This is a genomic window from Curtobacterium sp. LFS079 (assembly GCF_047977865.1).
Lineage (GTDB): Bacteria > Actinomycetota > Actinomycetes > Actinomycetales > Micrococcaceae > Arthrobacter.
The window spans coordinates 1-22,779 of sequence record NZ_JBFPFO010000023.1 but is presented as its reverse complement, the minus strand read 5'-3'; the positions used below and the strand labels follow the sequence as shown (position 1 = coordinate 22,779).

Annotated in this window: 18 protein-coding genes and 1 rRNA gene; 9 read left to right on the top strand and 10 right to left on the bottom strand. The window is 67.1% G+C overall.

From position 1 onward, the window contains the following. Positions 1-123: 123 nt before the first annotated feature. Positions 124-813 (bottom strand): GntR family transcriptional regulator, encoded by a 690-nt coding sequence (locus tag ACNQPB_RS19925; RefSeq protein WP_498754157.1) that lies wholly within the window; start codon positions 811-813, stop codon positions 124-126. 322 nt (positions 814-1,135) lie between these two features. Here ACNQPB_RS19925 and ACNQPB_RS19920 point away from each other — a divergent pair, with 322 nt between their 5' ends. The 6 genes from ACNQPB_RS19920 to ACNQPB_RS19895 all read left to right on the top strand — a co-directional run bounded on the left by ACNQPB_RS19920 (position 1,136) and on the right by ACNQPB_RS19895 (position 8,366). Continuing rightward, positions 1,136-2,152, top strand: a complete 1,017-nt coding sequence (locus tag ACNQPB_RS19920) for an ABC transporter permease (RefSeq protein ID WP_498754156.1) — start codon at positions 1,136-1,138, stop codon at positions 2,150-2,152. Positions 2,153-2,222: 70 nt separating this feature from the next. Next, positions 2,223-3,947, top strand: a complete 1,725-nt coding sequence (locus ACNQPB_RS19915; protein ID WP_498754155.1) for an ABC transporter substrate-binding protein — start codon at positions 2,223-2,225, stop codon at positions 3,945-3,947. 63 nt (positions 3,948-4,010) lie between these two features. Further along, positions 4,011-5,012, top strand: a complete 1,002-nt coding sequence (locus ACNQPB_RS19910) for an ABC transporter permease (RefSeq protein WP_498754154.1) — start codon at positions 4,011-4,013, stop codon at positions 5,010-5,012. Then, on the top strand, positions 5,009-6,076 hold the full coding sequence (locus tag ACNQPB_RS19905; RefSeq protein ID WP_498754153.1) for an ABC transporter ATP-binding protein: 1,068 nt from the start codon (positions 5,009-5,011) through the stop codon (positions 6,074-6,076). The genes ACNQPB_RS19910 and ACNQPB_RS19905 overlap by 4 nt, the downstream gene beginning before the upstream one ends. A gap of 7 nt (positions 6,077-6,083) precedes the next feature. Continuing rightward, positions 6,084-7,106: an ABC transporter ATP-binding protein gene (locus ACNQPB_RS19900; protein ID WP_498754152.1), complete on the top strand. Its 1,023-nt coding sequence runs from the start codon at positions 6,084-6,086 to the stop codon at positions 7,104-7,106. A 24-nt stretch (positions 7,107-7,130) separates the two neighbouring features. Next, entirely contained in the window at positions 7,131-8,366 is a 1,236-nt protein-coding gene (locus ACNQPB_RS19895; protein WP_498754151.1) for an amidohydrolase family protein, read from the top strand. 83 nt (positions 8,367-8,449) lie between these two features. Here the strand turns inward: ACNQPB_RS19895 and ACNQPB_RS19890 are convergent, their stop codons facing one another. From ACNQPB_RS19890 to ACNQPB_RS19865, 6 genes are all read right to left on the bottom strand, one after another. Further along, positions 8,450-9,706, bottom strand: coding sequence for an MFS transporter (locus ACNQPB_RS19890; protein ID WP_498754150.1), 1,257 nt, complete (start codon positions 9,704-9,706; stop codon positions 8,450-8,452). Positions 9,707-9,825: 119 nt separating this feature from the next. After that, positions 9,826-11,184, bottom strand: coding sequence for an FAD-binding oxidoreductase (locus tag ACNQPB_RS19885; RefSeq protein WP_498754158.1), 1,359 nt, complete (start codon positions 11,182-11,184; stop codon positions 9,826-9,828). A 175-nt stretch (positions 11,185-11,359) separates the two neighbouring features. Then, positions 11,360-13,210, bottom strand: coding sequence for a glycoside hydrolase family 13 protein (locus tag ACNQPB_RS19880; protein ID WP_498754149.1), 1,851 nt, complete (start codon positions 13,208-13,210; stop codon positions 11,360-11,362). A 20-nt stretch (positions 13,211-13,230) separates the two neighbouring features. Further along, positions 13,231-14,118 carry a sugar ABC transporter permease gene (locus ACNQPB_RS19875; protein ID WP_498754148.1) on the bottom strand — a complete coding sequence of 296 codons (888 nt, stop codon included), beginning with the start codon at positions 14,116-14,118 and terminating at the stop codon, positions 13,231-13,233. Between the two features lies 1 nt (position 14,119). Then, positions 14,120-15,760, bottom strand: a complete 1,641-nt coding sequence (locus ACNQPB_RS19870; protein WP_498754147.1) for an ABC transporter permease subunit — start codon at positions 15,758-15,760, stop codon at positions 14,120-14,122. A 128-nt stretch (positions 15,761-15,888) separates the two neighbouring features. Further along, complete coding sequence (locus tag ACNQPB_RS19865) at positions 15,889-17,184, bottom strand: sugar ABC transporter substrate-binding protein (RefSeq protein WP_498754146.1); 1,296 nt, start codon at positions 17,182-17,184, stop codon at positions 15,889-15,891. A gap of 256 nt (positions 17,185-17,440) precedes the next feature. On the opposite strand from ACNQPB_RS19865, the gene ACNQPB_RS19860 reads away from it, so the two are divergent. After that, the gene (locus tag ACNQPB_RS19860) at positions 17,441-19,183 is read left to right on the top strand and encodes a glycoside hydrolase family 13 protein (protein ID WP_498754145.1); all 1,743 of its coding nucleotides are present in this window, start codon (positions 17,441-17,443) and stop codon (positions 19,181-19,183) included. Between the two features lie 33 nt (positions 19,184-19,216). Continuing rightward, positions 19,217-20,233, top strand: coding sequence for a LacI family DNA-binding transcriptional regulator (locus ACNQPB_RS19855; protein WP_498754144.1), 1,017 nt, complete (start codon positions 19,217-19,219; stop codon positions 20,231-20,233). A gap of 20 nt (positions 20,234-20,253) precedes the next feature. Here the strand turns inward: ACNQPB_RS19855 and ACNQPB_RS19850 are convergent, their stop codons facing one another. Next, complete coding sequence (locus tag ACNQPB_RS19850) at positions 20,254-20,829, bottom strand: GNAT family N-acetyltransferase (RefSeq protein WP_498754143.1); 576 nt, start codon at positions 20,827-20,829, stop codon at positions 20,254-20,256. Then, positions 20,822-21,313, bottom strand: coding sequence for an SRPBCC domain-containing protein (locus ACNQPB_RS19845; RefSeq protein WP_498754142.1), 492 nt, complete (start codon positions 21,311-21,313; stop codon positions 20,822-20,824). The genes ACNQPB_RS19850 and ACNQPB_RS19845 overlap by 8 nt, the downstream gene beginning before the upstream one ends. 218 nt (positions 21,314-21,531) lie before the next feature. On the opposite strand from ACNQPB_RS19845, the gene ACNQPB_RS19840 reads away from it, so the two are divergent. After that, on the top strand, positions 21,532-22,548 hold the full coding sequence (locus ACNQPB_RS19840) for a peptidoglycan-binding protein (protein ID WP_498754141.1): 1,017 nt from the start codon (positions 21,532-21,534) through the stop codon (positions 22,546-22,548). Positions 22,549-22,669: 121 nt separating this feature from the next. Here the strand turns inward: ACNQPB_RS19840 and rrf are convergent. After that, a 5S ribosomal RNA gene (gene rrf / locus ACNQPB_RS19835) occupies positions 22,670-22,779 on the bottom strand; the annotation flags it as partial.

Below are 22,779 nucleotides of genomic sequence, written 5' to 3'. Positions count from 1 at the left end.
CCCAGAACCAGAATGGCCGCTCCGGCTGGAAGGCTGATGCCCACCGGACCCAGCTCGTCGCCTCCCAAGCCCAACAGCACTGCCGGGGATGCGCCGTCGTTTGAGTCCCCGTCGTTGGAGTCCCTAGGGCTCCAGTTTCCCGGCCAGGCCCGCCAGCACGGGCACCCGGCCCAGCTCGATGTGAGAGTACGCGAGGGAGTAGGCCAGCTCCGCGTTGCCGCCGAGGATCGCCTTGCACAATTCCACGTGCTCATCACGCTGGAGTTCATTGCTGCGGTTGTGGGCCAGGCCGAAGATCCAGCGCATCCTGCCGAACAGCGGCTTGACCGACTCGATCAGCAGGCGGTTGCCGGACAGGCGGACGATCTCCGCGTGGAACGCGGCGCTCAGCCGTGCGACGTCGTCGGTCCGGCCGTCGTCGATGGCCGACCGGCCGGCCTCGAGCAGTTCCTGCAGGCTCTCGCCCGGGGCACCCTTTGCGACCTGGAGGGCCGCCAGGCGCGCGGCGAAGGTTTCCAGGCACAGCCGCATGTCGAAGAAGTCGTTGACGTCGCTGAGCGTCAGGCGGCGAACCACCGCTCCGCGCCGGGGGAAGGTCTCTACGAAGCCGTCCTGCTCCAGCCGCTGAATGGCCTCGCGCACCGGGATCCGTGACACGTTGTAGATTTCGGAAAGAGCGCGTTCACGGAGCCGCTCGCCCTGGGCGTAGTCACCCGCGACTATGCCTTCAAGGACCAGTTGGTACACCTGTTCCGCGCGGGCTTCGTCGTCCCGGCTGCTCAGCGTTCCCGTCACCGGCGTCGACATTGGCATGGCCCCTTTCCGTTCGCTGCCCCGGCAAGGCTTTTCCGGGGACCGGCGGGTATACCGCCCATAGCTTCACCTGAGCATACACGGGCCGAAACGCCTCGACGGAAGTCCTGCGACGCCCGCCGCTGCCACGACGCCCTTGGATTTCCTTACGCACATCCGCCGGGGATCTTCCACCCGGGGCCGGTCGCATTTAAAAGGGTGTTTGGTATCCCAGATAGTGGCTCTTTTGTGATTTACATCGCATCCGATCTACCATAATCTGAGTTTTGGTATACAAAACGTTCCGGAGCGCGCTCCTTGAACCACGAAACGAGCTTTTCCGTTGACCCAGCTTCAGTCCCCAGCCGAGACTGGCACCTCGAGCGCGGCCACAGCCCAGGCCCGCCCCGCCGAGGCCCGCTCGCTGCTAGCCACAGCCTGGCTGAGGATCCGCCGCAGCAAGATCGCCCTGCTCAGCCTGTGCGTAGTACTGGCCATCCTGCTGTTCGCGATCCTCGCGCCGGTCCTCAGCTCCATGTCCGGCAATGATCCGTTCACTTCCAACACCAGTCCGGACGTCCTGGACGACTTCCAAACCCCGGGCCTCCCGCTTCCGGGCTACATGTACCCCTCCGCCGGCCACTGGCTCGGCGTCGAACCGGGCCTGGGCCGCGACCTGTTCGCGCGCCTGGCCTTCGGCGGCCAGGTCTCGCTGACCATCGCGCTGCTCTCCACCGCGGTTTCCGTTGTCCTGGGCACCGTCCTTGGAGCCGCTGCCGGCTACTTCGGCGGCAAGACCGACGCGATCATCAGCCGCATCATGGACCTGTTCCTGGCTTTCCCGCACCTGCTCCTGGTCCTGTCCCTGACCCCGATCCTGCAGTCCCGGCTGCGCGACACCCCGCTCGGCCAGGGCAGCTTCCTGCCCATGGCATCGCTGGTGATCATCCTGGGCTTCTTCGGCTGGGCATACCTGGCCCGGATCGTGCGCGGCCAGGTCCTCAGCCTCCGCGAGCGCGAGTTCGTCGAGGCCGCCCGGTCCTTCGGTTCCTCGCACCTGAGCATCCTGTTCCGCCAGATCATTCCAAATGTGATGGGCGTGGTGCTGGTTTACGCCACAATGCTCATCCCGACCAACATCTCCGCGGAAGCGGCGCTGTCCTTCCTCGGCGTCGGCGTCAAAGACCCCACCCCGTCGTGGGGGCAGATGCTCAACGCGGCACAGGCCGGCAACTGGTACCTGAGCGATCCTTGGTTCCTGGCCGTTCCCGGCGTGATGCTCATCATCACCGTCCTTGCCTTCAACCTGCTCGGCGACGCCGTGCGCGATGCGCTCGATCCCAAGGCATCGCGCCACTGATCCTTTCCACATCCGCTCCACCCAATTCCGTTCCACCCAACTCCGTTTCATCCACTCAACGAGGAGAACCATGAAGAACCGCAGCAGGGCGCTTGCCCTTGCCGTGCTGATCGCGACCGCCGCCTCAGGCTGCGCGGCCGGCCAGAGCCAACCGGGCAACAACGCCTCGGCAGGCTCTGTCACCGAGTCCGCTCCGCAGATCGTGAAGTCCGGTTTCACCACCAAAGGCGGCAACGTCAACGTCCTGATGTCTTCGGATTTCCAGACTCTGGACCCCGGAAACAGCAACTACGTCCAGACGGCCAATGTCGGCCAGCTGTACTACCGCACACTCACCATGGCCAAGGAGACCGCGGGCCAGCCGCCCACCGTCGTCCCCGACCTCGCTACGGACACCGGCAAGGTCTCCAAGGACGGCCTGAGCTGGACGTACACCCTCAAGGAAGGAATCAAGTTCGAGGACGGCCGCCCGATCACCTCCGCCGACATCAAGTACGGCGTCGAGCGCACCTTCGCGCAGGACGTGTACACCCAGGCCCCGCAGGAGCTCAACGCAGCGCTCGACGCCGGCGGCTACAAGGGCCCGTACAAGGATCCTTCCGCTGTGCTCAAGGCAGTGGAAACCCCCGATGCGCGCACGGTCATCTTCCACTTGAGGAAGCCGTTCGCGGAGTTCCCGGCGCTTGCCTCGCGTTCGAACACCGCGCCTGTCCCGAAGGACAAGGACACCAAGCTGGATTACACCAACCACCCGGTGTCTTCCGGGCCCTACATGGTGCAGTCCTACAGCCGCGGCAAGTCGCTCAAGCTGGTCCGGAACCCCCACTGGGATCCGGCCACCGACACCAACCGCACAGCGCTGCCGGACACGTTCAGCTTCTCGCTCTCCACGTCCCAGAGCACCATCAGCCAGCAGTTGCTCGCCAACTCGGACCCCACCGCGATCACCCTTGACTCCAACGGCGCAATGCAGACCTCGGACTCGGCCAAGCTGGCCGACCCGCAGGTCAAGGACCGCGTGGCGTCCGGTCTGCTCGGCTGCAATGATGTCCTGAGCCTGAACACCGAGAAGCTCAAGGACCCGGACGTCCGCAAGGCGATCGCCCTCGCCCTGGACCGCCAGTCCATCCTGGTCCAGTACGGCGGACGCCGCTTCGGCGAGCTTGAGCAGAGCCCACTGAACTCGAAGATGGTCGGCTACGCCGATCCGGGCCTGGAGATCGACCCCGCGGGCAAGCCCAAGCTGGAAGAAGCCAAGAAGCTTCTCGAAGGCAAGGACTACCCGAAGAGCCTCACTTACGGCTACGCCAACAACCGCGACTCCTACAAGAACACCGGCACCGTGGTCCAGCAGAACCTCAAGGCCCTGGGCATTGACGTGCAGCTCGTGCCGATCCCGGCCCCGAACTACTACTCGGTCCTGGCCAGCGACCAGCTGCCCGACATGGGCCGCTCCGGTTGGTGCGGCGGCGCCGACCCGTCCTCGGTCCGCACCTCGGCAGACCCGATCCTGGGCCCGAACAACGACGGCACCAGCTACGGCTTCTCCAACACTGCCCGCTACTTCGACCCGCAGGTTTCAAAGGCCATGTACGAGCTGCGCAACACGGCGGGTACGTCCGAGGAGTTGGGCAAGAAGTGGGCTGAAGAGTTCAACAAGGCCCTGAAGACCTACCCGGTCATCCCGCTCATCCGCAGCCACACCAACAGCGTGGTCGGCTCCAACATCCGCAACGCCCAGGTGGGTTACTTCTTCGGCGGCATCGACCTCTCGATCGTCGGCGTCGAACACTAACCGCCTCACCGCAAAGGAGACGCGGGCCGCCCGGCAGAGCCCGGGCGGCCCGCAACCAGCACCATGATCCGTTTCATCCTTCGCCGGACAGGCTCCCTGTTCCTGCTCCTCGTTGCCGTCAGTTTCATAACCTTCACGCTGTTCCAGTTCGGTCCTGCGGATCCGGCGTCCGCGGCCTGCGGCCAGGAATGCACCCCCGAACGCGTGCAGGAGGCCCGTGTGGCCCTAGGCATGGACCATCCGTTCCTGGTCCAGTACCTGGAGTACATGCGCGGCCTGTTCTCGTCCCGCATGATCGGCGCCCCCGGCGCAGAGTCAATCTGCCAGTGGCCGTGCCTTGGCAAGTCGTTCCAGACCAATGAAAACGTCTCGGACATCATTGCCCGTTCGCTCCCTTACACCTTCTCCATTGCAATCGGCGCCCTGGTCCTCTGGACCCTCTCCGGCGTCGGGCTCGGCCTCCTGGCCGCCCTGCGCAAGGGCACTCCCGCGGACAAGTTCATTGTCGGCGCCGCCTCGGTTGGTGTTTCGCTGCCGATTCCGGTGACCGGCCTCTTCCTGCTGCTGGTGTTCGTCAACCAGTTCCATCTGCTGCCGTTCACCACCAATGAAATCAACAGTCCCTTCGGCGCGCAGGGCCCGTGGGCCTGGGTACTGAACTACCTGCTGCCCTGGATCGCCCTCGCGGTGCTCTTCAGCGCCTCCTACATCCGGGTCACGCGCACCAACATGATCGAGACCTTCGGCGAGGACTTCATCCGCACCGCCCGGGCCAAGGGCCTGTCTCCCCGGACCGTCACCTTCAAGCACGGCGTGCGTGCCGGCATCACCCCGGTGGTGACCATGCTGGGCATGGACATCGGCCTGCTCCTTGGAGGTGCGGTGCTGACCGAGCAGATCTTCTCCGTTCCCGGCCTTGGCTTCACGGCCGTCCGGGCCGCCATCTCCGGCGACCTTCCCGTCACCATGGCCATCACCATGCTGGCCGCTTTCTTCGTCATCGTCGCGAACGTCGTCGTCGACCTCGCCTACGCAGCCATTGACCCCCGAGTGAGACTCCAATGATCCAGCCCAGCCAAACAGCGGCACCCAGCCCCCGGGCTGCCGGCGGCGCCAAAGCCCCCACGGCCGGTGCCTTCCTCGATGTCCGGAACCTGTCCGTGAAGTTCCCCACCGACGACGGCGTCGTTTCCGCAGTGAACGGCATGGACTTCAGGCTCGACCGCGGCCAGACCCTCGGCATCGTGGGCGAGTCCGGCTCCGGCAAGTCCGTCACCAGCCAGGCGCTCATGGGCCTGCTCAAGGGCACGTCCGCCCAGGTGACCGGAGAGGCGATCTTCCAGGGCAAGGACCTGGTGACGCTGCCCGAGTCCGGCATGCGCCAGCTCCGCGGCCGAAACATCGGCATGATCTTCCAGGACCCGCTCTCCGCCCTGCATCCCTTCTACACGGTGGGCCACCAGATCGCTGAGGCCTACCTGGTCCACAACAAGGCGAGCAAGAAGCAGGCCCGGGCGGCCGCCGTCGACATGCTGGGCCGGGTGGGAATCCCCAGCCCGGACATGCGCTTTGACGAGTACCCGCACAGCTTCTCCGGCGGCATGCGCCAGCGCGCCATGATCGCCATGGCCCTGATATGCGAGCCGGAACTGCTGATCGCCGACGAGCCAACCACCGCCCTCGACGTCACGGTGCAGGCCCAGATCCTGGACCTCATGTCCGAGCTCCAGCAGGAAACCAATTCGGCGCTGATCCTCATCACCCACGACCTCGGGGTTGTAGCAGAGGTGTGCGACGACGTCCTGGTCATGTACGGCGGGCAATGCGTCGAATCCGGACCCGTGGATGAGATCTTCTACGACACCCGGCACCCTTACACCCTGGGCCTGCTCAAATCCATGCCCACGCTGAACAGTTCCGCCGGGCGCCTGAACCCGATTCCCGGCCAGCCGCCGTCGCTCCTCGCCCTGCCGCAAGGCTGCATCTTCAGCTCGCGCTGCGAATACGCGGCCCTCGCCGGCGACGGCGTCTGCGAATCGCAGCGGCCGCAGTTCACCAGCGAAGACGGGCACGGCAAGCGCTGCCACTTGAGCGGCCCACAGATCCTCGAAATCCGGAAGGCCCGATAGGACCACCATGGAACATCATGCAATTCTCCAGGTGGAGAACCTCCAGAAACACTTCCCCATCAAGACCGGCCTCTTCGCCTCCGGCGGGAAGCGCACCGTAAAAGCCGTCGACGGCGTCTCGTTCAGCCTCGAACGCGGCAAGACTTTGGGACTCGTGGGCGAGTCCGGATGCGGCAAGTCGACTACAGGCCGGATGATCGCCCGGCTGATGGAGCCCACCGCCGGGCGAATCGTCGTCGACGGCGTGGACATCAGCGAACTGCGCGGCCGGGACCTCTACCACTTCCGGCGGAAGGTACAGATGATCTTCCAGGATCCTTTCGCCTCCCTGAACCCGCGGCAGAGCATCGGCACGGCCATCGCGGCCCCGATGGTGGCCCAGAAGATCAACCCGCAGGGCGGCCTGAAGAACCGCGTCAAGGAACTTCTGGAACAGGTAGGCCTCAAGGCCGAGCACTACAACCGCTTCCCGCACGAGTTCTCCGGCGGCCAGCGCCAGCGCGTGGGCATCGCCCGGGCCATCTCGCTGAACCCGTCCGTGATCGTCTGCGACGAACCGGTGTCCGCGCTGGACGTCTCGGTGCAGGCCCAGGTGGTCAATTTGCTGCAGGAGATCCAGCAGGACACCGGAGTCTCCTACATCTTCATCGCCCACGACCTCTCGGTGGTCCGGCACATTTCGGACCAGGTGGCGGTGATGTACCTGGGCAAGATGGTGGAGCAGGGTTCCCGCGATGAACTGTTCGCCAATCCGCGCCACCCCTACACGCGGGCCCTGCTTTCCGCCGTGCCGCTGCCGGATCCGCGCCAGGCCCGGGCCCAGGAGAAGATCCGGCTCCGCGGCGACCTGCCGTCCCCCGCCAACCCGCCCAGCGGCTGCGTGTTCCGCACCCGTTGCCCGCTGTTCAGCACCCTCGACGAGGAACAGAAGCAGCGCTGCATCGGCGAAATCCCGGCTCCGGCCATCGCAGGCTCGCCGGCCTGCCACCACTCCACTCTGGCGGGCGCGCTTTCCGCTGGTGTGCAATAGACCCATCAACAAAGGAGCATCATTGTGAAAACCTTGATCCGTGCCGCCCGGCCCTGGGGACAGGCCCTGAGCGACGTGAGCATCGTTTCGGACAGCGCAGGTGGCAAGATCACCGCCGTCGAGCCGCATGACCCGGCCCGCCCGGCCGGTGACGCCACCGTGGTCGAGGGCCGCGGCCGCCTGTTGGTCCCGTCGTTCTCCGATGTCCACGTGCACCTGGACTCCACCCGGATCGGCCTGCCGTTCCGCGAACACACCGGGGCTCCCGGCGTCTGGGCCATGATGATGAACGACCGCCTGAACTGGCGCAACGCCGAGGTTCCGCTGAACGATCGAGTACGGGACACCCTTGGGCGCATGATCGCCCGCGGCACCACCCGCGTCCGCTCCTACGCCCAGGTGGACGTGGACTGCAAGCTGGAGCGCTTCGACGCCGTCATGGCCGCCAAGGAACACTTCAAGGACCAGGCCGACGTCGAAATCATCGCGTTCCCGCAGGCCGGCCTCCTCCGGGAAGAAGGCACGCCCGAGCTGCTCGAGGAGGCCCTGAAGGCCGGCGCCACCGTGATGGGCGGCATCGACCCCTGCACCCTGGACCGCGACCCCGTGAAGCACCTGGACATCGTGTTCGGCCTCGCCGAGAAGTACCAGGTCCCCGTGGACCTCCACCTGCACGAACCCGGCGAGCTGGGCGTCTTCAGCACCGATCTCATCCTGGAACGCACCCGGGCGCTGGGCATGCAGGGCAAGGTCACCATGTCCCACGCCTACCAGCTGGGCAGCGTCAACGAGGCCACCACCCGCCGGCTCATCGACGAGTTCGCCGAACTGGACGTGTCCCTGGCCTCCGTTGCCCCGGGTTCGGCCGGCGCGGCAGGCCAGCTGCCTATCCCGCTGCTCTCCGAGGCCGGCGTCCGCCTGGGCCTCGGCCAGGACGGCCAGCGCGACTACTGGTCCCCGTACGGCAACACGGACATGCTGGACCGCACCTGGCAGCTCGCCTTCACCCACGGCTTCCGCAAGGACGAACTGATCGAGCACTGCCTCGCGATCGCCAGCATCGGCGGCGCCAGCATCCTGGACCCGAACGCCACCCGCCTGAAGGGCACGGCCCACCGCCCCGGCTGCGACGTCGGAGACCCGGCGGAACTGCTCCTGGTCGACGGCGAGACGGTCGCCTCCGCCGTGATGGACCGCGGCAAGGACCGCACGGTGATCCACCGTGGCCAGGTAGTGGCAGACCAGCTGGAACTCGTCTAGCCCCCTTCCATAAGCGCGAACGTACAGTTGAGGCCCCGAATCCGCGGATTTCGGGGCCTCAACTGTACGTTCGCGCTATTTGATTAGCGCCCGACGGCGGCCGGTTCCCTTTTGTGCACTACGGCCTCGCCAGCGTCGACCAACGGTCCGTTGACCGCAAGGTATCCGGCCACAGCCACCAGCAGGGCCACGGCAGTGAGCATCACGAAACTCGGCGTCCAGCTACCGCTCCATTCGTGCAGCAGGCCTGCGGCGAGCGGGCCCAGGGAGGCTACCGCGAAGCCAAAGCCCTGGCTCATGGCGGACAGCCGGCCGGCCGTACGGGGACCCGAGGAACGGATCACGATCAACGCCATGCCCAGGCCGAAGGGAGCACTCTGGGCGAAGCCAAGGATGCCGATCAGAGGGAACTGCATGCTTGCCGGCGCCACAAGTACGCCCAGCAAGGCGGCAGCGATCAGGATGCCCAAGCCCGGAGCCATAAGCCTGAGAACGGCGCGCTTGCCTGCCAGCACCGGGACCAGCAGTCCCGCGGGCAGGCCGGCCATGCTGAACCAGGCCAGAAGTGCAGCGGCCCCGGCCGGATCGAGGCCCTTGGATTCCAGGAACACGGCAAGCCAGGAGGTGACGGCGAAGTACAGCAGGGCCTGGAGCCCGAAGAACGCCGCAACGGCCCAGGCGGTGCGCTGCTTCCGCAGGGGCATCCTCGCCGGAGGTAGACCACCGGTTCCCGGGCCGGCGGAGGCGGGCCGGACCGGGCCTTGCCGGACGGCTGAACCCACCGTCAGCGCACCGATCACAGCCGGCACGGCCCAGATCGCCAGGGCACCGGCGAGGCTGCCGGCAAGTGCCGCTTGCAGCGGTTGGACCAGTCCTGCCCCGAGCGCCGCACCGAGGCCAAAGCCCATGGTGCACAGTCCGGTCCACCAACCCGTGCCGTGGTACTCCTTGACGATCTGCGGCAGCAGCACGCTGGCCGCCATGATTGCCGCCCCCGCGAGGAAGGTGCCAGGGAAGATGAATCCGGGAACAAGGGCGCGGGCCATCAGGGCCGCGGCGAGCACCAGGAGGGCAACCGCAACGGCCCATCCGGTTCCGAGCCGCTTCGCCAGCCAGGGGCCAAGAGGCGCGGAAACCCCGAACGCGAGCACAGGCAGGGCTCCCAGGATCGGAAGGAGATTGCTGTCCACTCCGAATCCGTTGTCGAGCTTGCCCATGACGCCGGCCATCGTGGTGATGGCCGGCCTCAAGTTGATGGACACCAGGAGCAGGGCTGCCATGACAGCCCAGGCGGACCACGCCGCGGTCCCCTTGCGGACTGGCCGCCGTCGTGCACTCATCGTTCCCCCTAATCCAATTTGGTATACCAAACAAGACTAGGGGGCGAGTCGATCAAAGTAAATGAAAGTCCCAGGACGTGATCGGATGTGACCTTCTATGGCGTTTGGGATACCAATGTTCAGATCGCCTTCCCCGGATTCATGATGCCCGCCGGGTCGAAGACTTCCTTGATCTGCCGTTGGAGTTCGCGGACGGGCCCGGGCAGTTCCAGATCCAGCCAACGCAGCTTGTACTGGCCCACCCCGTGCTCGCCGGTGATCGTGCCGCCCAGGCGCAGGCCTACCTCGATCGACTCGTCCAAGGCAGCATTGAGCCGGCGGACGGTGCCGGCGTCTGTCAGTTCGTCCACGCGGTCCGCCCAGAAGGTCGGGTGCAGGTTCCCGTCGCCGGCGTGCGCCACCACTTTCAGGCGCACGTCATGCCGTGCTGCCATGTCCTCCAGCGCGGCGACGAAGTCCACCAGCTTCGACCTGGGCACGGCGATGTCCTCGCCCACCCGGAATTCGTCGTCCACCTCGGTGCCGCGGCTGCTGCGCCGCATGTCCACCAGCCGTTCGGCTTCCTCGCTGGCCTCGGTGGTCACCACCGCTCCCCCGGCGGCGAGCACCTTCCGGACCACGTCTGCTTCCGCCGCCGCGCCGAAGCCGTCGGTCTGGACCAGCAGCAGGGACTTGCCCCGGGCCAGCAGCTGGGTGCCGTTCAGCTCATCGAGCTGCTCCAGGCTCCCGTAATCCAGGAGTTCCATGATGGCCGGCTGCACGCGTGCCTTGCCGACCGCCAGCACCCCGGCCGCTGCGCCGCGGAAGTCCGGGTAGAAGGCTGCGATCGTGTGGACCTCGCGGGACAGGTACCGCAGGCGCACGGTCACCCCGACCACGATTCCCAGCGTCCCCTCGGAGCCCACCAGGAGGGCCGTCAGGTCGTACCCGGCGACGCCTTTGAAGGTCTGGTGCCCGGTGTGCAGGAGGGAGCCGTCGGCCAACACCACGTCGAGGGCCAGCACCGAATCGCGGGTCACCCCATACTTGGCGCAGCGCAGCCCGCCGGCGTTGGTGGCCACGTTGCCGCCGATCGTCGAGATCCGATAGCTCGCCGGGTCCGGCGCGTACATCAGGCCATGTTCCGCTGCGGCCTCGTTGAGGTCGGCGTTGATGACGCCGGGTTCGACGACGGCGGTCTCGTCTTCCGGGTTCAGCTCCAGGATGCGGTTCATCCGTTCCAGGCTGAGGACGATGCAGCCCTTGACGGCGTGCGCCCCGCCGGACACCCCGGTGCCGGCACCGCGGGGCACGATGGGCACTTTGTACTTCGTGCACGTGCGCGCTATGTGCTGCACGTCCTCCACGGATTCTGCCCAGACGACGGCGAGCGGCAATTGCCAGTCCACCACCGGGCCTTGGTCGATCGAGTAGGTGGACAGTGTGCCGCCGTCCGCGGTGATCTGTGCCGCGGCCAAGCCTGCGGCGAGTTCTGCCATGAAGCCTGCCGGCGCCTCGTTGGGGCTGGCCGCTGCGTTGATTTCCTGTGATTTCCCGGCTGCTGCCGTCTGATGTGACACGGGTGTTTCCTCACATGCGCACCGCGGACTTGCCAAGCCGGCAGTCTTCGCAGTGTTTCAGTGCCATCCAGCTTAGCCGGAACGCCCCGCAGGCTCATGGCAGCAGCCACACCGCCGCCGCCGGACCCGCCGCGCGCAGCCGGGCGCCGCCGTCGTCGGATGCACTCAGGCTCAGCCGCCCGACGGCGAGCGCGGCCTCCGTGTCCTCAGCCGCAGGAAGCAGCCCCGCCGGCAGGACGACGTCGGCCTCGTCCCGGGCAGCGACCACCAGTGCCGTTGCTCCCGCCAGTTCCCGCACGAAGGCGAGTGTGTCGGCGTCGGCGTGCAGCCAGCGCAGCGAACCGGCGCGAAGGACCGTTTCGCGGCGGAGCGTGCCGAGCGCGGAGTAGAGGCCGCGGAGGTCCTGCACCACGCGCCCGGGTTCGTCCCAGGGCATGGGGGTGCGGGAGTGTTCGCCGTTCATTCCTTCCAGGCCGAACTCGTCCCCGGCGAAAACCGTGGGCATGCCCGGGAGCGTGAAGGACAGCACTGCTGCAACAGCCTGTCCGCCGGGGATCATGGCGGTGGCGGCCCGGGCGGTGTCGTGGGTGTCGATCGCCACCAGGCTGTGCAGCCGCGCTGTCCAGGGATACGCCGCGGCGAATGCACGGTATTCGGCTACGAACTGCGAGGCCGGGATCCGCGGCGGGCACGGCAGGGGCGAGCCGAAGAAGTTCACGGCCGCCCCGTCCGTCAGCCACGCCCACAGCGGACGGGTGAAGGAGGCGTAGCTCATGGAGCCGTGGTACGTGTCGCCCTGGAAGTCCGGGGCGGCGTCGTTGGTGGATTCGGCCACGATCAGCGCATCCGGGCGGGTCTCCAGCGCTGTCCGCCGCACCAGGGTCCCGACCTCCCGGTTCCAGTCCGCGGCGCCCAGCCGGCCGGTCATGTTGCCCACGTCCACGCGCCAGCCGTCGAGGTTGAACGGCTCGGCAAGCCAGTGGGCCACCACCGATTTGGTGCCCTCCACGAACTCCCGGCGCAGCCCGTCCGAAGCCCAGTCGAGCTTGGGCAGGCTCGGCACGCCCCACCAGCTTTCGTAGCTGCCGTCCGGGCGGAAATAGTAGAAGGAACGTTCCGCGGCCCCCGGATCTGCGAGCGCCGTTCGGAACCATTCGTGGGTGTCCCCGGTGTGGTTCGTGGTGAGGTCACCGATTACCTTGATGCCGCGCTCGTGGCAGGCCTGCACCAGGCGGATGAGCCCCTCGTCGCCGCCCAGCAACGGGTCCACGCGGCGGAAGCTTTCGGCGTCGTAGCGGTGGTTCGACGCCGCGGGGAAGAAGGGGGTGAGGTAGAGGATGTCGACGCCAAGCTCCGCCAGGTGGTCCAACCGTTCGCGGACGCCGTCGAGGTCGCCGCCGAAGAACTGCAGCGGCGTGTAGGGGCCCTGGTGGACGACGTCGGTGTCCCAGTCCGCAGGCACCGCCCAGTCCGGCGCGGGGCGATTGTCCGCTGCCGCGGAGCGGGCAAAGCGGTCCGGGAAGACCTGGTACATCACGGCCCCGGCGGCCCAATCCGGACCTGCGCCGGCGGTTGAGAGGCGGAAGTCCTGGGCGTCTGGAACGTCCTGTGCGTGCAGACCGGCGGCATTGAGCCACGCCACGCGCCCGTCGGCCTCCCGCAGCAGGAAGCGGTAACGGGCCAGCGGGTTGACGGCACGCAACCCGGCCTCCCACCAGTCCCAGCCGTCCGAGTTCTCCAGGAGCCGGGCCTCGGTGAAGCGCGGCTCACCGTCCTCGACCGTCCGCAGCCAGACGCGTTCGACGGCGGCCGGCCGCCCGCCGTCGGACGGACCGTTTTCCCCTCCCCAGGTCCGCAGGCGCACCCGGGTGGTGCCGCCCAGCGGAACCGGGCCGTCCAGCAGGTAGAGCGGGGAGCCGTCGTGGTGGGCTTCGAAACCGGGCATGCTCATCCCTTCACCGACCCTCATCCCTTCACCGACCCCGCAGAGAGGCCGGACACGATGTAGCGCTGCAGGAAGAGGAACAACGCCATGACCGGGAGCGCGGCAAGCACGGCACCGGCCGCGAACACTCCCCAGTCCTCGGTGCGCTGGTTGGCCACGAAGGAGTACAGGCCCACGGCGAGGGTCTGGCTGTTGGGGTCGTTGAGCACCACGCTGGCGATCACGAATTCGCTGCTGATGCCGATGAACGTCAGCAGGCCCACTACGGCCAGGATCGGGGTGACCAGTCGCAGGATGATGCCGAAGAAGATCTGCACATGGCTGGCACCGTCCAGCTTGGCCGCCTCGTCCAGTGACTGCGGCACGGTGTTGAAGAAGCCGTACATCAGGTAGGTGTTCACGCCGAGCGCACCGCCCAGGTACACCATGATCAGGCCCAGCTGGCTGCCCAGGCCCAGTGCCGGGATGATCTCGCCGATGCCGCTGAGCAGCAGGAAGATCGCGACGACGGCCAGCAGCTGCGGGAACATCTGCAGCAGGAGCAGGCTGAGCAGGCCCGCCCGGCGGCCGGTGAAGCGCATCCGGGAGAAGGCATAGGCAGCCAGCGCGCCGAGGAACACCGAAGCAGCGGAGGTGACGAGCCCGACCACCATGGTGTTGGCGAACCAGCGGCCGAAGGGCCGCTGTTCGTTGCCGAACAGCTTGGTGAAGTTGTCGCCGGAGAGCTGGCCGAAGAGGCTGGCCGAACCGGCGAGGGTTCCGGTGGAGTTGAAGGCGGCGGAGAGAACGTACAGCAGCGGGAAGACCGCGAAGATGCTCGTGGCCACGCCCACCAGATGGCGCCAGCCCTTGTCGCGGAACCAGCGCGGGAAGCTGTTGCGGCGTGCGGAAGCAGGAGTGGTGCTCATGTCAGTTCACGTCCTCGAGGGCCTTGGTCTGCTTGAAGCTGATGGCCGAGATCGTGGCCACGATGATGAAGATGACAATCGCCAGCGCACTGGCCAGTCCGTAATCCCGGCCAGTGCCCACCCCGAAAGCACTCTTGTAGACGAGGGTGATCAGGATGTCCGTCGCACCGATGTCCCGGGTGGTGTCTTCGAATCGGGGCCCGCCGGCCGTCAGCATGTAGATGACGTTGAAGTTGTTGAAGTTGAAGGCGAAGGAGGAAATCAGCAACGGCGCCACGGAGACCAGGAGCAGCGGCAGCTTGATGGAGCGGAAGATCCGCCAAGCACTGGCACCGTCCATGCGGGCCGCCTCGTCCACGTCTTCGGGCAGCGACTGCAGTGCGCCGGTGCAGACCAGGAACATGTATGGGAAGCCAAGCCACAGGTTGACCACCAGCACGCTGATCTTGGCCAGGACCGGGTCCGTGAGCCAGCCGATGTGGGCCCCGCCCAGCAGCGCGTTGTTGATGAAGCCGAATTCGGGGTTGAGCAGGCCGGCCCAAACCAGTCCGGAGAGGAAGGCCGGGAACGCGTAAGGCAGGATCATGATGATCCGGTAGACCTTCTTGCCCTTGAAGTCGCTGCGGTTGAAGGTGATGGCAAGGAACAATCCAAGCGCGAAGCAGAGCAGCACCGAGACGACGGCGAACGTGAAGGTCCACAGGGTCACCGAAAGCAGGGGCCCGCGCAGCTCCGGATCGGTGAAGGCGGTGACGAAGTTCTTGAAGCCGACGTCGATCTTCCACCCGGTGGCGAGCTTCTCACCTGAGCCGGAGACGAAGTCCCCCTGCCCGGAGTCCCGGTACACGGCACCGGAGTCCGTGTCCGTGAGGGTGTCCGCCGCCTTGTCGTAGACCATGTTCGACCGGAAGACGTAGGCATTGCTGCCGTCCTGTGTGCGCAGCGTGCCAGCGGCCGCATCGTCCGACAGCGGCACCACCAGGCCCAGCACGTTCTTCTGGTGCGCCACGATTTCCTGGAAGGCAAGGGTCCGGTACCCGGCGAGTTCCTTGGCTTTGCCGGTGGAGTCCTTGACGGCACCGGGGGCATCCGCGAGCTTGGATTCCGTGGTGCCGATCTGCGCTTCGCCGTCCGGCTTGGTGACCAGGAGGTAGTAGCTGCCGTCCTTTTCCAGGATCGAGGTGCGGTAGGCCGGGGAATCGGGGACCCGTTTCTGCGAGGAGGTCAGGATCGAGGAGATCGCGTCTTCCTTGCTGCCGTTGTGCCCGTCGCCGTAGTTGGTGAAGGCGATGTATCCGGAGAACACCACCACGAACACCTGGAACACCAGCAGGAACAGCACACCCGGAGCCAGGTATTTGGCGGGCAACCCGCCCGGGCGCAGGTAGATCCAGTTGATGGCAACGGTCACCAGCGCAGCTACGGCCACCACTGCCCAGGACTGGCTGAGGAACAGCGCCGTGAGCACATACACCGCAACTGCGTCCACCAGGCCAAGCAGGATGATCTTGGCGAGGGTCCCCTTCCAGGAGTCCGGGCCGCGGCGGCTTGCCGGCAGGACCCTCCGGGGGCGCGGCGGCGCGGGCTGTTGAGTGCCGCCGTCGGGCATCGCCTCAAGGGCGGACTTGGCTGTAGGGGGCATGGAAGATTCCTTCAATGGAGTGTCTGGCGTGCGACGGCGGAGGTCGCCAAGGCGCGCCCGTCCGGCGGGGTTGCGTCCCCCGCCGGCCGGGCGGATCTGGAAGGCGGGCCGGAAACGGCCGGGAAGGGCTAGGAGCCGATCTTTCCCTTGATGTTGGCGACCATCTTGGCCCACTCGGTGGCGGGATCGCCCTTGCCCTTGATGAGGGCCAGTTCGGTGGCGCCCCAGTCGGCCCAGACCGCGGACATTTCCGGGATGGCCGGCATCGGGACACCCTGGGCGCCGATTTCGCCGAAAGCCTTCACCACCGGGTCGGAGGCGGCCTTGTCGAAGGAGGATTTCAGCGCCGGCGGGAGGCTGCCCGTTGCGAACATGGCATCCTGGACGGCTTCCGTGGTGAGGTAGTTGACCACGAATTCATTGGTTGCCAGGGCGTTGGCGCTCTTGGCGCTGACGAAGAAGCCGTTGACCCCGATGAACGGCTGGGCGGGCTTGCTCCCGGCGGTGGGGAGCGGGTCCACGGCGAACTTGATGCCCTTCTTCTTCATGTCCGGCACGTTCCACGGACCGGTAATGAAGTACGGGCTCTCGCCGGCCAGGAACTTCTCTTTGGCAATGTCGCCGGTGATGTTCGAGTTGAGCACCTTGGAGCCGGCGTCGCCCCATTGCTTGAGCTTGGCCGCGAATTCGGCGCCGCCGGGGCCGCCCAGGGCCAGCTGCTTGGGGTCGTATTCGCCGTCGGCGTTGGTCCCGAAGACCGGAACCCCCATGGAAGTCTGCAGCGGGTAGAGGTGGTACGGGTCGCCCTGTTTGGGATCAAGCCCGACGAGGAACGCGTACTTGGCCTTGCCCGCGGCCACTGCCGCCTTGCCCTTGCCCAGGACCTCGTCGAAGGTGGTGGACGTGCTGTCCACGATCGCGGTGTTGCGGATCAGGCCGATGTTCTCGACGGCGTAGGGAACGCCGTAGACGGAACCGTTGTACGTCATGGCGCGGATGGCGGAGTCCTGGAACCCGGACTTCTTGTCACCGAGTTCCAGCGGTGCAATCACGCCGTTCTGGACGAACTTGCCCAGCCAGTCATGCGGTCCGACCACCAGGTCGGGGCCCTTGCCCGTGGGTACCTGGGTGATGAAGTCATCCCGGACGGCGGCGAAGTCCTTGATCACGAGCTTGACCTCGATGCCGGTGTCCGCCTTGAACTTCGCTGCCACGGCCTTCAGCGCCGGCGCGCGCTGGGCGTCGAGCCACATGGTGATCGTCGCGGCGCCGGCGGCGGCGAGGTCCTTCTTCGATTCGGTAGTGGCAGTGCTGGTGGGAGTCCCGCCACCGCACGCGCTCAGGCCCATCATGGCCGCAATCGCAGCGGCTCCCATCGTGAAAGTCCTGCGGCTCAGGGCAGGCTGCTCAGTGAAACGCACCATCGTTGGTGTCCCTTCTGGATGTTTTGTGGTGAGGCGCGCTGGGCCGATGGCCATCGTCGCTGATTTGCGGAAGTGAACCGCCTCACATTCTGGAAACGTTTCCAAACTCTACTCAGAACTTTCGTTTCTGCCAAGCGAAGCCAAGCAAAAACCCTCTACACCCACAATGAATCCTTCTGCAAGCGCTTCCAGAAAATGCGTCGTCATCTTTGTGCAAGCGTTTCCGCAAATGCTTCGGCGCTGTCTAGAATGCACCATGTCTTCCATTACATTTGCGGCTTCCCCAGCGGCCGCAGCCACCGCCGAGCACCCAGCGCTCGGCCCGCTGACGCACGTTCATGCCGCGGACTCCGACGGCTCCTGGTGGCGTTCAGCTGTCATCTACCAGATCTACCCGCGGTCCTTCCGCGATGCGTCCGGCGACGGCGTGGGCGACCTCCCCGGCATCACCGCCGAACTGCACCACATCGCCGAATTGGGCGCGGACGCCGTCTGGCTTTCCCCCTTTTACGCCTCGCCGCAGCGCGACGGCGGCTACGACGTCGCCGACTACTGCGCCGTGGACCCCCTTTTCGGCACGCTTGAGGACTTCGAGCACCTGAGCGCGCGTGCGCGGGACCTTGGCCTGCGCGTCATCGTGGACCTCGTGCCGAACCACTGTTCCTCCGAGCACCGGCTGTTCCGCGCCGCGCTGGCCGCTGCACCGGGAAGCCCCGAGCGGGAACACTTCGTCTTCCGCGACGGCCGCGGCGAAGGGGGCGAGCTGCCGCCCAACAACTGGCAGTCCCACTTCGGCGGCACGGCGTGGACCCGCATCACCGAAGCCGACGGCACTCCCGGCCAGTGGTACCTGCACCTCTTCGACTCCAGCCAGCCCGACTTCAACTGGGACAACCCCGCTGTTGCCGCCGAGTTCGAACGCGTCCTGCGCTTCTGGCTGGACCGCGGCGTCGCCGGCTTCCGGGTAGATGTGGCACACGCTCTCGTCAAGGCGCCCGGGCTTCCGGACTGGGGCGGACGGGCCGACGGCGGTTCCTCCGACGGTTTCCCCAGCCACGAGGCGCCGATGTTCGGCCAGGCGGCCCTGCACGACATCTACAGCCGCTGGCGCGAGGTCCTCGCGGAGTATGGCGATGACCGCATCCTCTGCGCGGAAGCCAACGTCGACCCGATCGAACGCATGGCCGCATGGGTCGCCCCGGGCCAGCAGCACCAGGCCTTCAACTTCCCGTTCCTGGCCTCGCCGTTCGCGGCGGAGCCGCTCCGCGCGGTGGTGAGCCGTTCGCTGGCGGCGTTTGACGCCGTCGGCGCTCCTACCACCTGGGTGCTTTCCAACCACGACGTCGTCCGCCACGCCAGCCGCCTGGGCATGGGCGATCCCGGGCAAGGGCTGGGCGACGGCGTCGGCCCGGACGACCCCCAGCCGGATACCGCATTGGGGCGCCGGCGGGCCCGCGCCGCAAGCCTCTTCATGCTCGCCCTGCCGGGCAGCTCCTACCTCTACCAGGGCGAGGAGCTCGGCCTTCCGGACAACACGGCGATCCCGGCCGATCGGCGCCAGGACCCCACGTTCCACCGCACGGGCGGCGCCCGGGTGGGCCGCGACGGCTGCCGTGTCCCGCTGCCCTGGCGCGCAGGGGAAGCGGCGCACGGCTTCAGCCCAACGGGCATGAGCTGGCTCCCCCAACCCAGTGACTGGGATGTCCTGGCCCGTGACGCCCAGTCCGCGGACCCGGCCTCGCATCTGTCGACCTACCGCCGTGCGCTGGAGCTGCGCCGGGAGTTCGGACTCGGCGCCGGTTCGCTGGCCTGGGCCGAGTCATGGTGCCGTCACGGAGCACTTGCCTTCGTCAATGGCACTATTCTGGTGATGCTGAACCTCGGCGACGGATACATGGAACTGCCGGACCTCGACATCCTGCTGAGCAGCCAGCGCAAGGACGGGCGTGTCCTCGCCCCGGGCGAGGCCGCATGGCTCAGCCTCGAACCTCGGGCCTGAGCATGGAGAGTTAATAAACGGACGGAGACCCCTGTGAGCGTGAGCATCCGGGATGTCGCGCAATCAGCCGGGGTTTCCATGGCCACGGTGTCCCGCGCCCTAAGCGGGCGCGGGAACGTCTCCGAGCGCAGCCGGCAGCGCGTCCTGGACGCCGCCGCCGAACTCGGATTCGTCCCTTCCTACAACGCCGCCAGCCTGGCCTCCGGGCGGACCCGGAACATCGGCGTCATGCTGCCGACCGTGCAGCGCTGGTTTTTCTCAAGTGTCCTGGAGGGCGCCTCTGGCGCCCTCCTCGAGGCCGGCTACGATCTCACCCTCTACACCACCGGCGAAGGGCCGGGTCAGCGCCATAGCGTGCTGAACGATTTCCTCCTCCGCCAACGGCTTGACGGCGTGGTGGCCGTTTCCCTGGAACTCTCGCCGGACGAGGTGGAACAGCTGCTGCGTGTGAAGCGTCCCGTGGTGGGCCTGGGCGGGCCGATCCAGGGCATCGCCACCCTGCATATCGACGACGTCGAAACCGCCCGCCGCGCCACCCAGCACCTGATCAACCTGGGCCACCGGGATATTGCGCACCTGAGCGGATCGCCCGAATTCGAGCGGGACTTCGCCCTGCCGGTCAGCAGGCGGCTGGGTTTTGAAACCGCCATGAAGGACGCAGGCATCGCCGTCCGCCCGGAATGGCTGGTGCCCACCGACTTCACGGTTGCCGGATCGCACGCTGCCGCCAAGCGGCTGCTGGCATCGCCTTCCGGACATCCGACGGCGGTCTTCGCCGCCTCGGACGAAATGGCGATCGGCGTCATCACGGCGGCGCAGGAGCTCGGCCTCCGTGTCCCGTACGACCTCTCGGTGATCGGGATCGACGGGCATGAGCTCGGTGAGGTCTTCGGCCTCACCACTTTCGACCAGGCGCCGCGCCGGCAGGGAGCCGACGCCGTCCACATGCTCTTGCGGCAGCTCGACGGTGATGCCGCAGCCCTGGGCGACATCGTGGAACCCGAATTCGTGGTGCGCCGGAGCACCGCCACACCGCCGCAGCCCCGCTGAGGCCTGCCCGACGGGGCCTGTTATCGGGTGGTACACACAGGGCCGTGAGCCCCTGCCCGGGACAGCTGCCGCTCCATCGAAAGCTCCCGCTTTGCCATGGCGCCCGCGCCCGGGACGTCCTGCGGGAACGGCCGTGATTCGCCGGTGAATCCGAAGCCGTGGCGGAGGTAGAAGGCCTTGGCCCGCTGGTTGTCTTCATGCACACCGAGCTCCAGGACGGCCGCGCCAAGTTCCGCCCGGGCCACCCCGCAGGCTTCCTCGAGCAGTTCCTCCGCCAGGCCCAGGCCGCGGTAGGCCGGGGCGACGTAGACACTGAGGAGGATTGCCCTGCGCGGCTGCTCCTGGCCTTGCGGCTCCTTCAGCGCCACCCGCATGAGGCCGCGTACCCGCGGATCGTCCGCGCCGCCGTCGGCCAGTAGCGTGATGTTCGTGCCGCTGGACATCATGCCCGCCCGTTCCTGCCACTGCGTATCCGTCTGGCGCCGTGCGGCCGACAGCGTCTCAAGGTAGGCCAGCGGGCTGTCCGCAAGCATCTCGAGCCGGACCGCCCGCAACAGCTCCCAGTCCTCCCGCACCAGGCGGCGGATCCTAGCCACCCGCACCGCCCATGAACCGGACATAGCGATTCAGGACCCCGGGCCAGCCTTCCTCATACGAGGCACGGGTTGCCGCGGGATCTTCAGCGCCCTCCCAGCCCTCATGCACCAGCCTGACTTCGGTTCCGCCGTCGACAGCCCGGAATGCCACCCGGAGTTCAGTGGACCACAGGGCAGTGCTCGCCGGGTACCAACTGGCGTGGAAGGACAGCGGCGGCTGCCAGTCATCGATGGTGCCCCACACGCTGGTCCGCCCGTCTTCCGCGGTTTCCAGGATCAGGTTCTCTTCGAACTCCACATGCGAACCGGCCCCGTAGACACTGTGCTCCTCCATCGGCCACCACAGATGCGGGTGGTCGGTGAATCCCATGAACGCGTGAGCCACGGGTGCCGGGACGACAACGGTGAAGACGAGGGGTTCGAGGTCGAGTGCCTGCCCGTCCCGGCCGGGGCCTGGTTCCGGGTGGCTGAAAAGGCTGTCCATGGGCACCAACTTTACCGGGACGGACCGCACCGGGAAGCCTCGTCCTGCGCCCGGATGGGCAGTGCTGACCATTGGCACGGCAGGGCACCGCTGCAAAACTCACAAGCAAGAGCGAAGCGCCACTTGGCGCCCGGACCCGCCGCCCACGACCCCGCCGGATCTTTCCGGGGCCGGCCGGGCCCCGCACACCATCGGGTCCCAACTGACAGGAGAGACACATGTGCAATGAACACTTGGCCACCGGGACGGCGGCTGTTGCCCCGGGCAATCCGCTGAACCGCCGGCTCTTCATCGGCGGCGGCGTGGCGGTTGCTGTGGGAGGCCTCAGTTTGCTTGGCGCCGGACCCGCCGCCGCGGCCACCTCCCAGAACGGGTGGCCGGCCTCGACCGGCCTTCCCCTGAGCACCCTGACGGTGGGCACCGTGACCTTCCCGCAGGGTGTGCGGAGCGGGGCCCCGCACACCATCCTCGGCTACGTTGCCCGCCGCTTCAACAACGAGGTCGAAACCCTCCGCAGGGGCGAATGCTGGGGCTACAACTTCCGGAAGATCAGCGGAAGCACGTCCTATTCAAACCACGCCAGCGGCACGGCGATCGATGTCAATGCGCCCGAGCACTTCCTTGGCGCCTCCGGAACCTTCACGGCCGCACAGGTCCGCGCGATCCGCTCCATCCTTTCAGCCTGCGACGGTGTGGTCCGCTGGGGCGGTGACTACAACAACCGCAAGGACGAGATGCACTTCGAACTGGTCAAGGGACCCAACGATCCCGCCGTCGCGGCGCTGGCCCGCAAGCTTGGCGGAAGCACGTCCACTCCCCCGCCGGCTCCCTCGGCTCCCGCCTGGCGGGTGGTCCGCCGCGGGCAGCACGGCTACTTCGTGACCGCATTGCAGCGGCTGCTCCGCCAGCGCGGCCGCCCACTCACGGTCGACGGTGTCTTCGGATCCGGCACCGAGGCCCAAGTGGTCGCATTCCAGAAGTCCAGGGGTCTGGCGGCCGACGGCATCGTTGGCGCAAAGACCTGGACTGCCCTGCAACTCACGCGCACGGAAGGCTGCGAAGGCCACGCAGTCTTCGGTCTCCAGCACTGCGCCGAGGCCAAGGGCTTCAGGACGGCACAGGATGGCGTCTTCGGGCCGAAGACGGAGGCCGCCATTGTGGCCTTCCAACGTTCCCGGGGACTCGCCGCTGATGGCGTGGTCGGTCCGCGTACGTGGGCTGCGCTCGTGCGCTGACCCGGTAGTCCGTTGCCCCGCCGGCCGGCCTCGGCCTCGGACCGGCCTGGGTTTGTGTGTTCCGGTTGTTAAACAGGTCAGGCCCCGACATTCATTGTCGGGGCCTGAACTTCCAAATTATGTCCGGCGGTGTCCTACTCTCCCACACCCTCCCGGGTGCAGTACCATCGGCGCTGTGGGTCTTAGCTTCCGGGTTCGGAATGGGACCGGGCGTTTCCCCCACGCTATGAC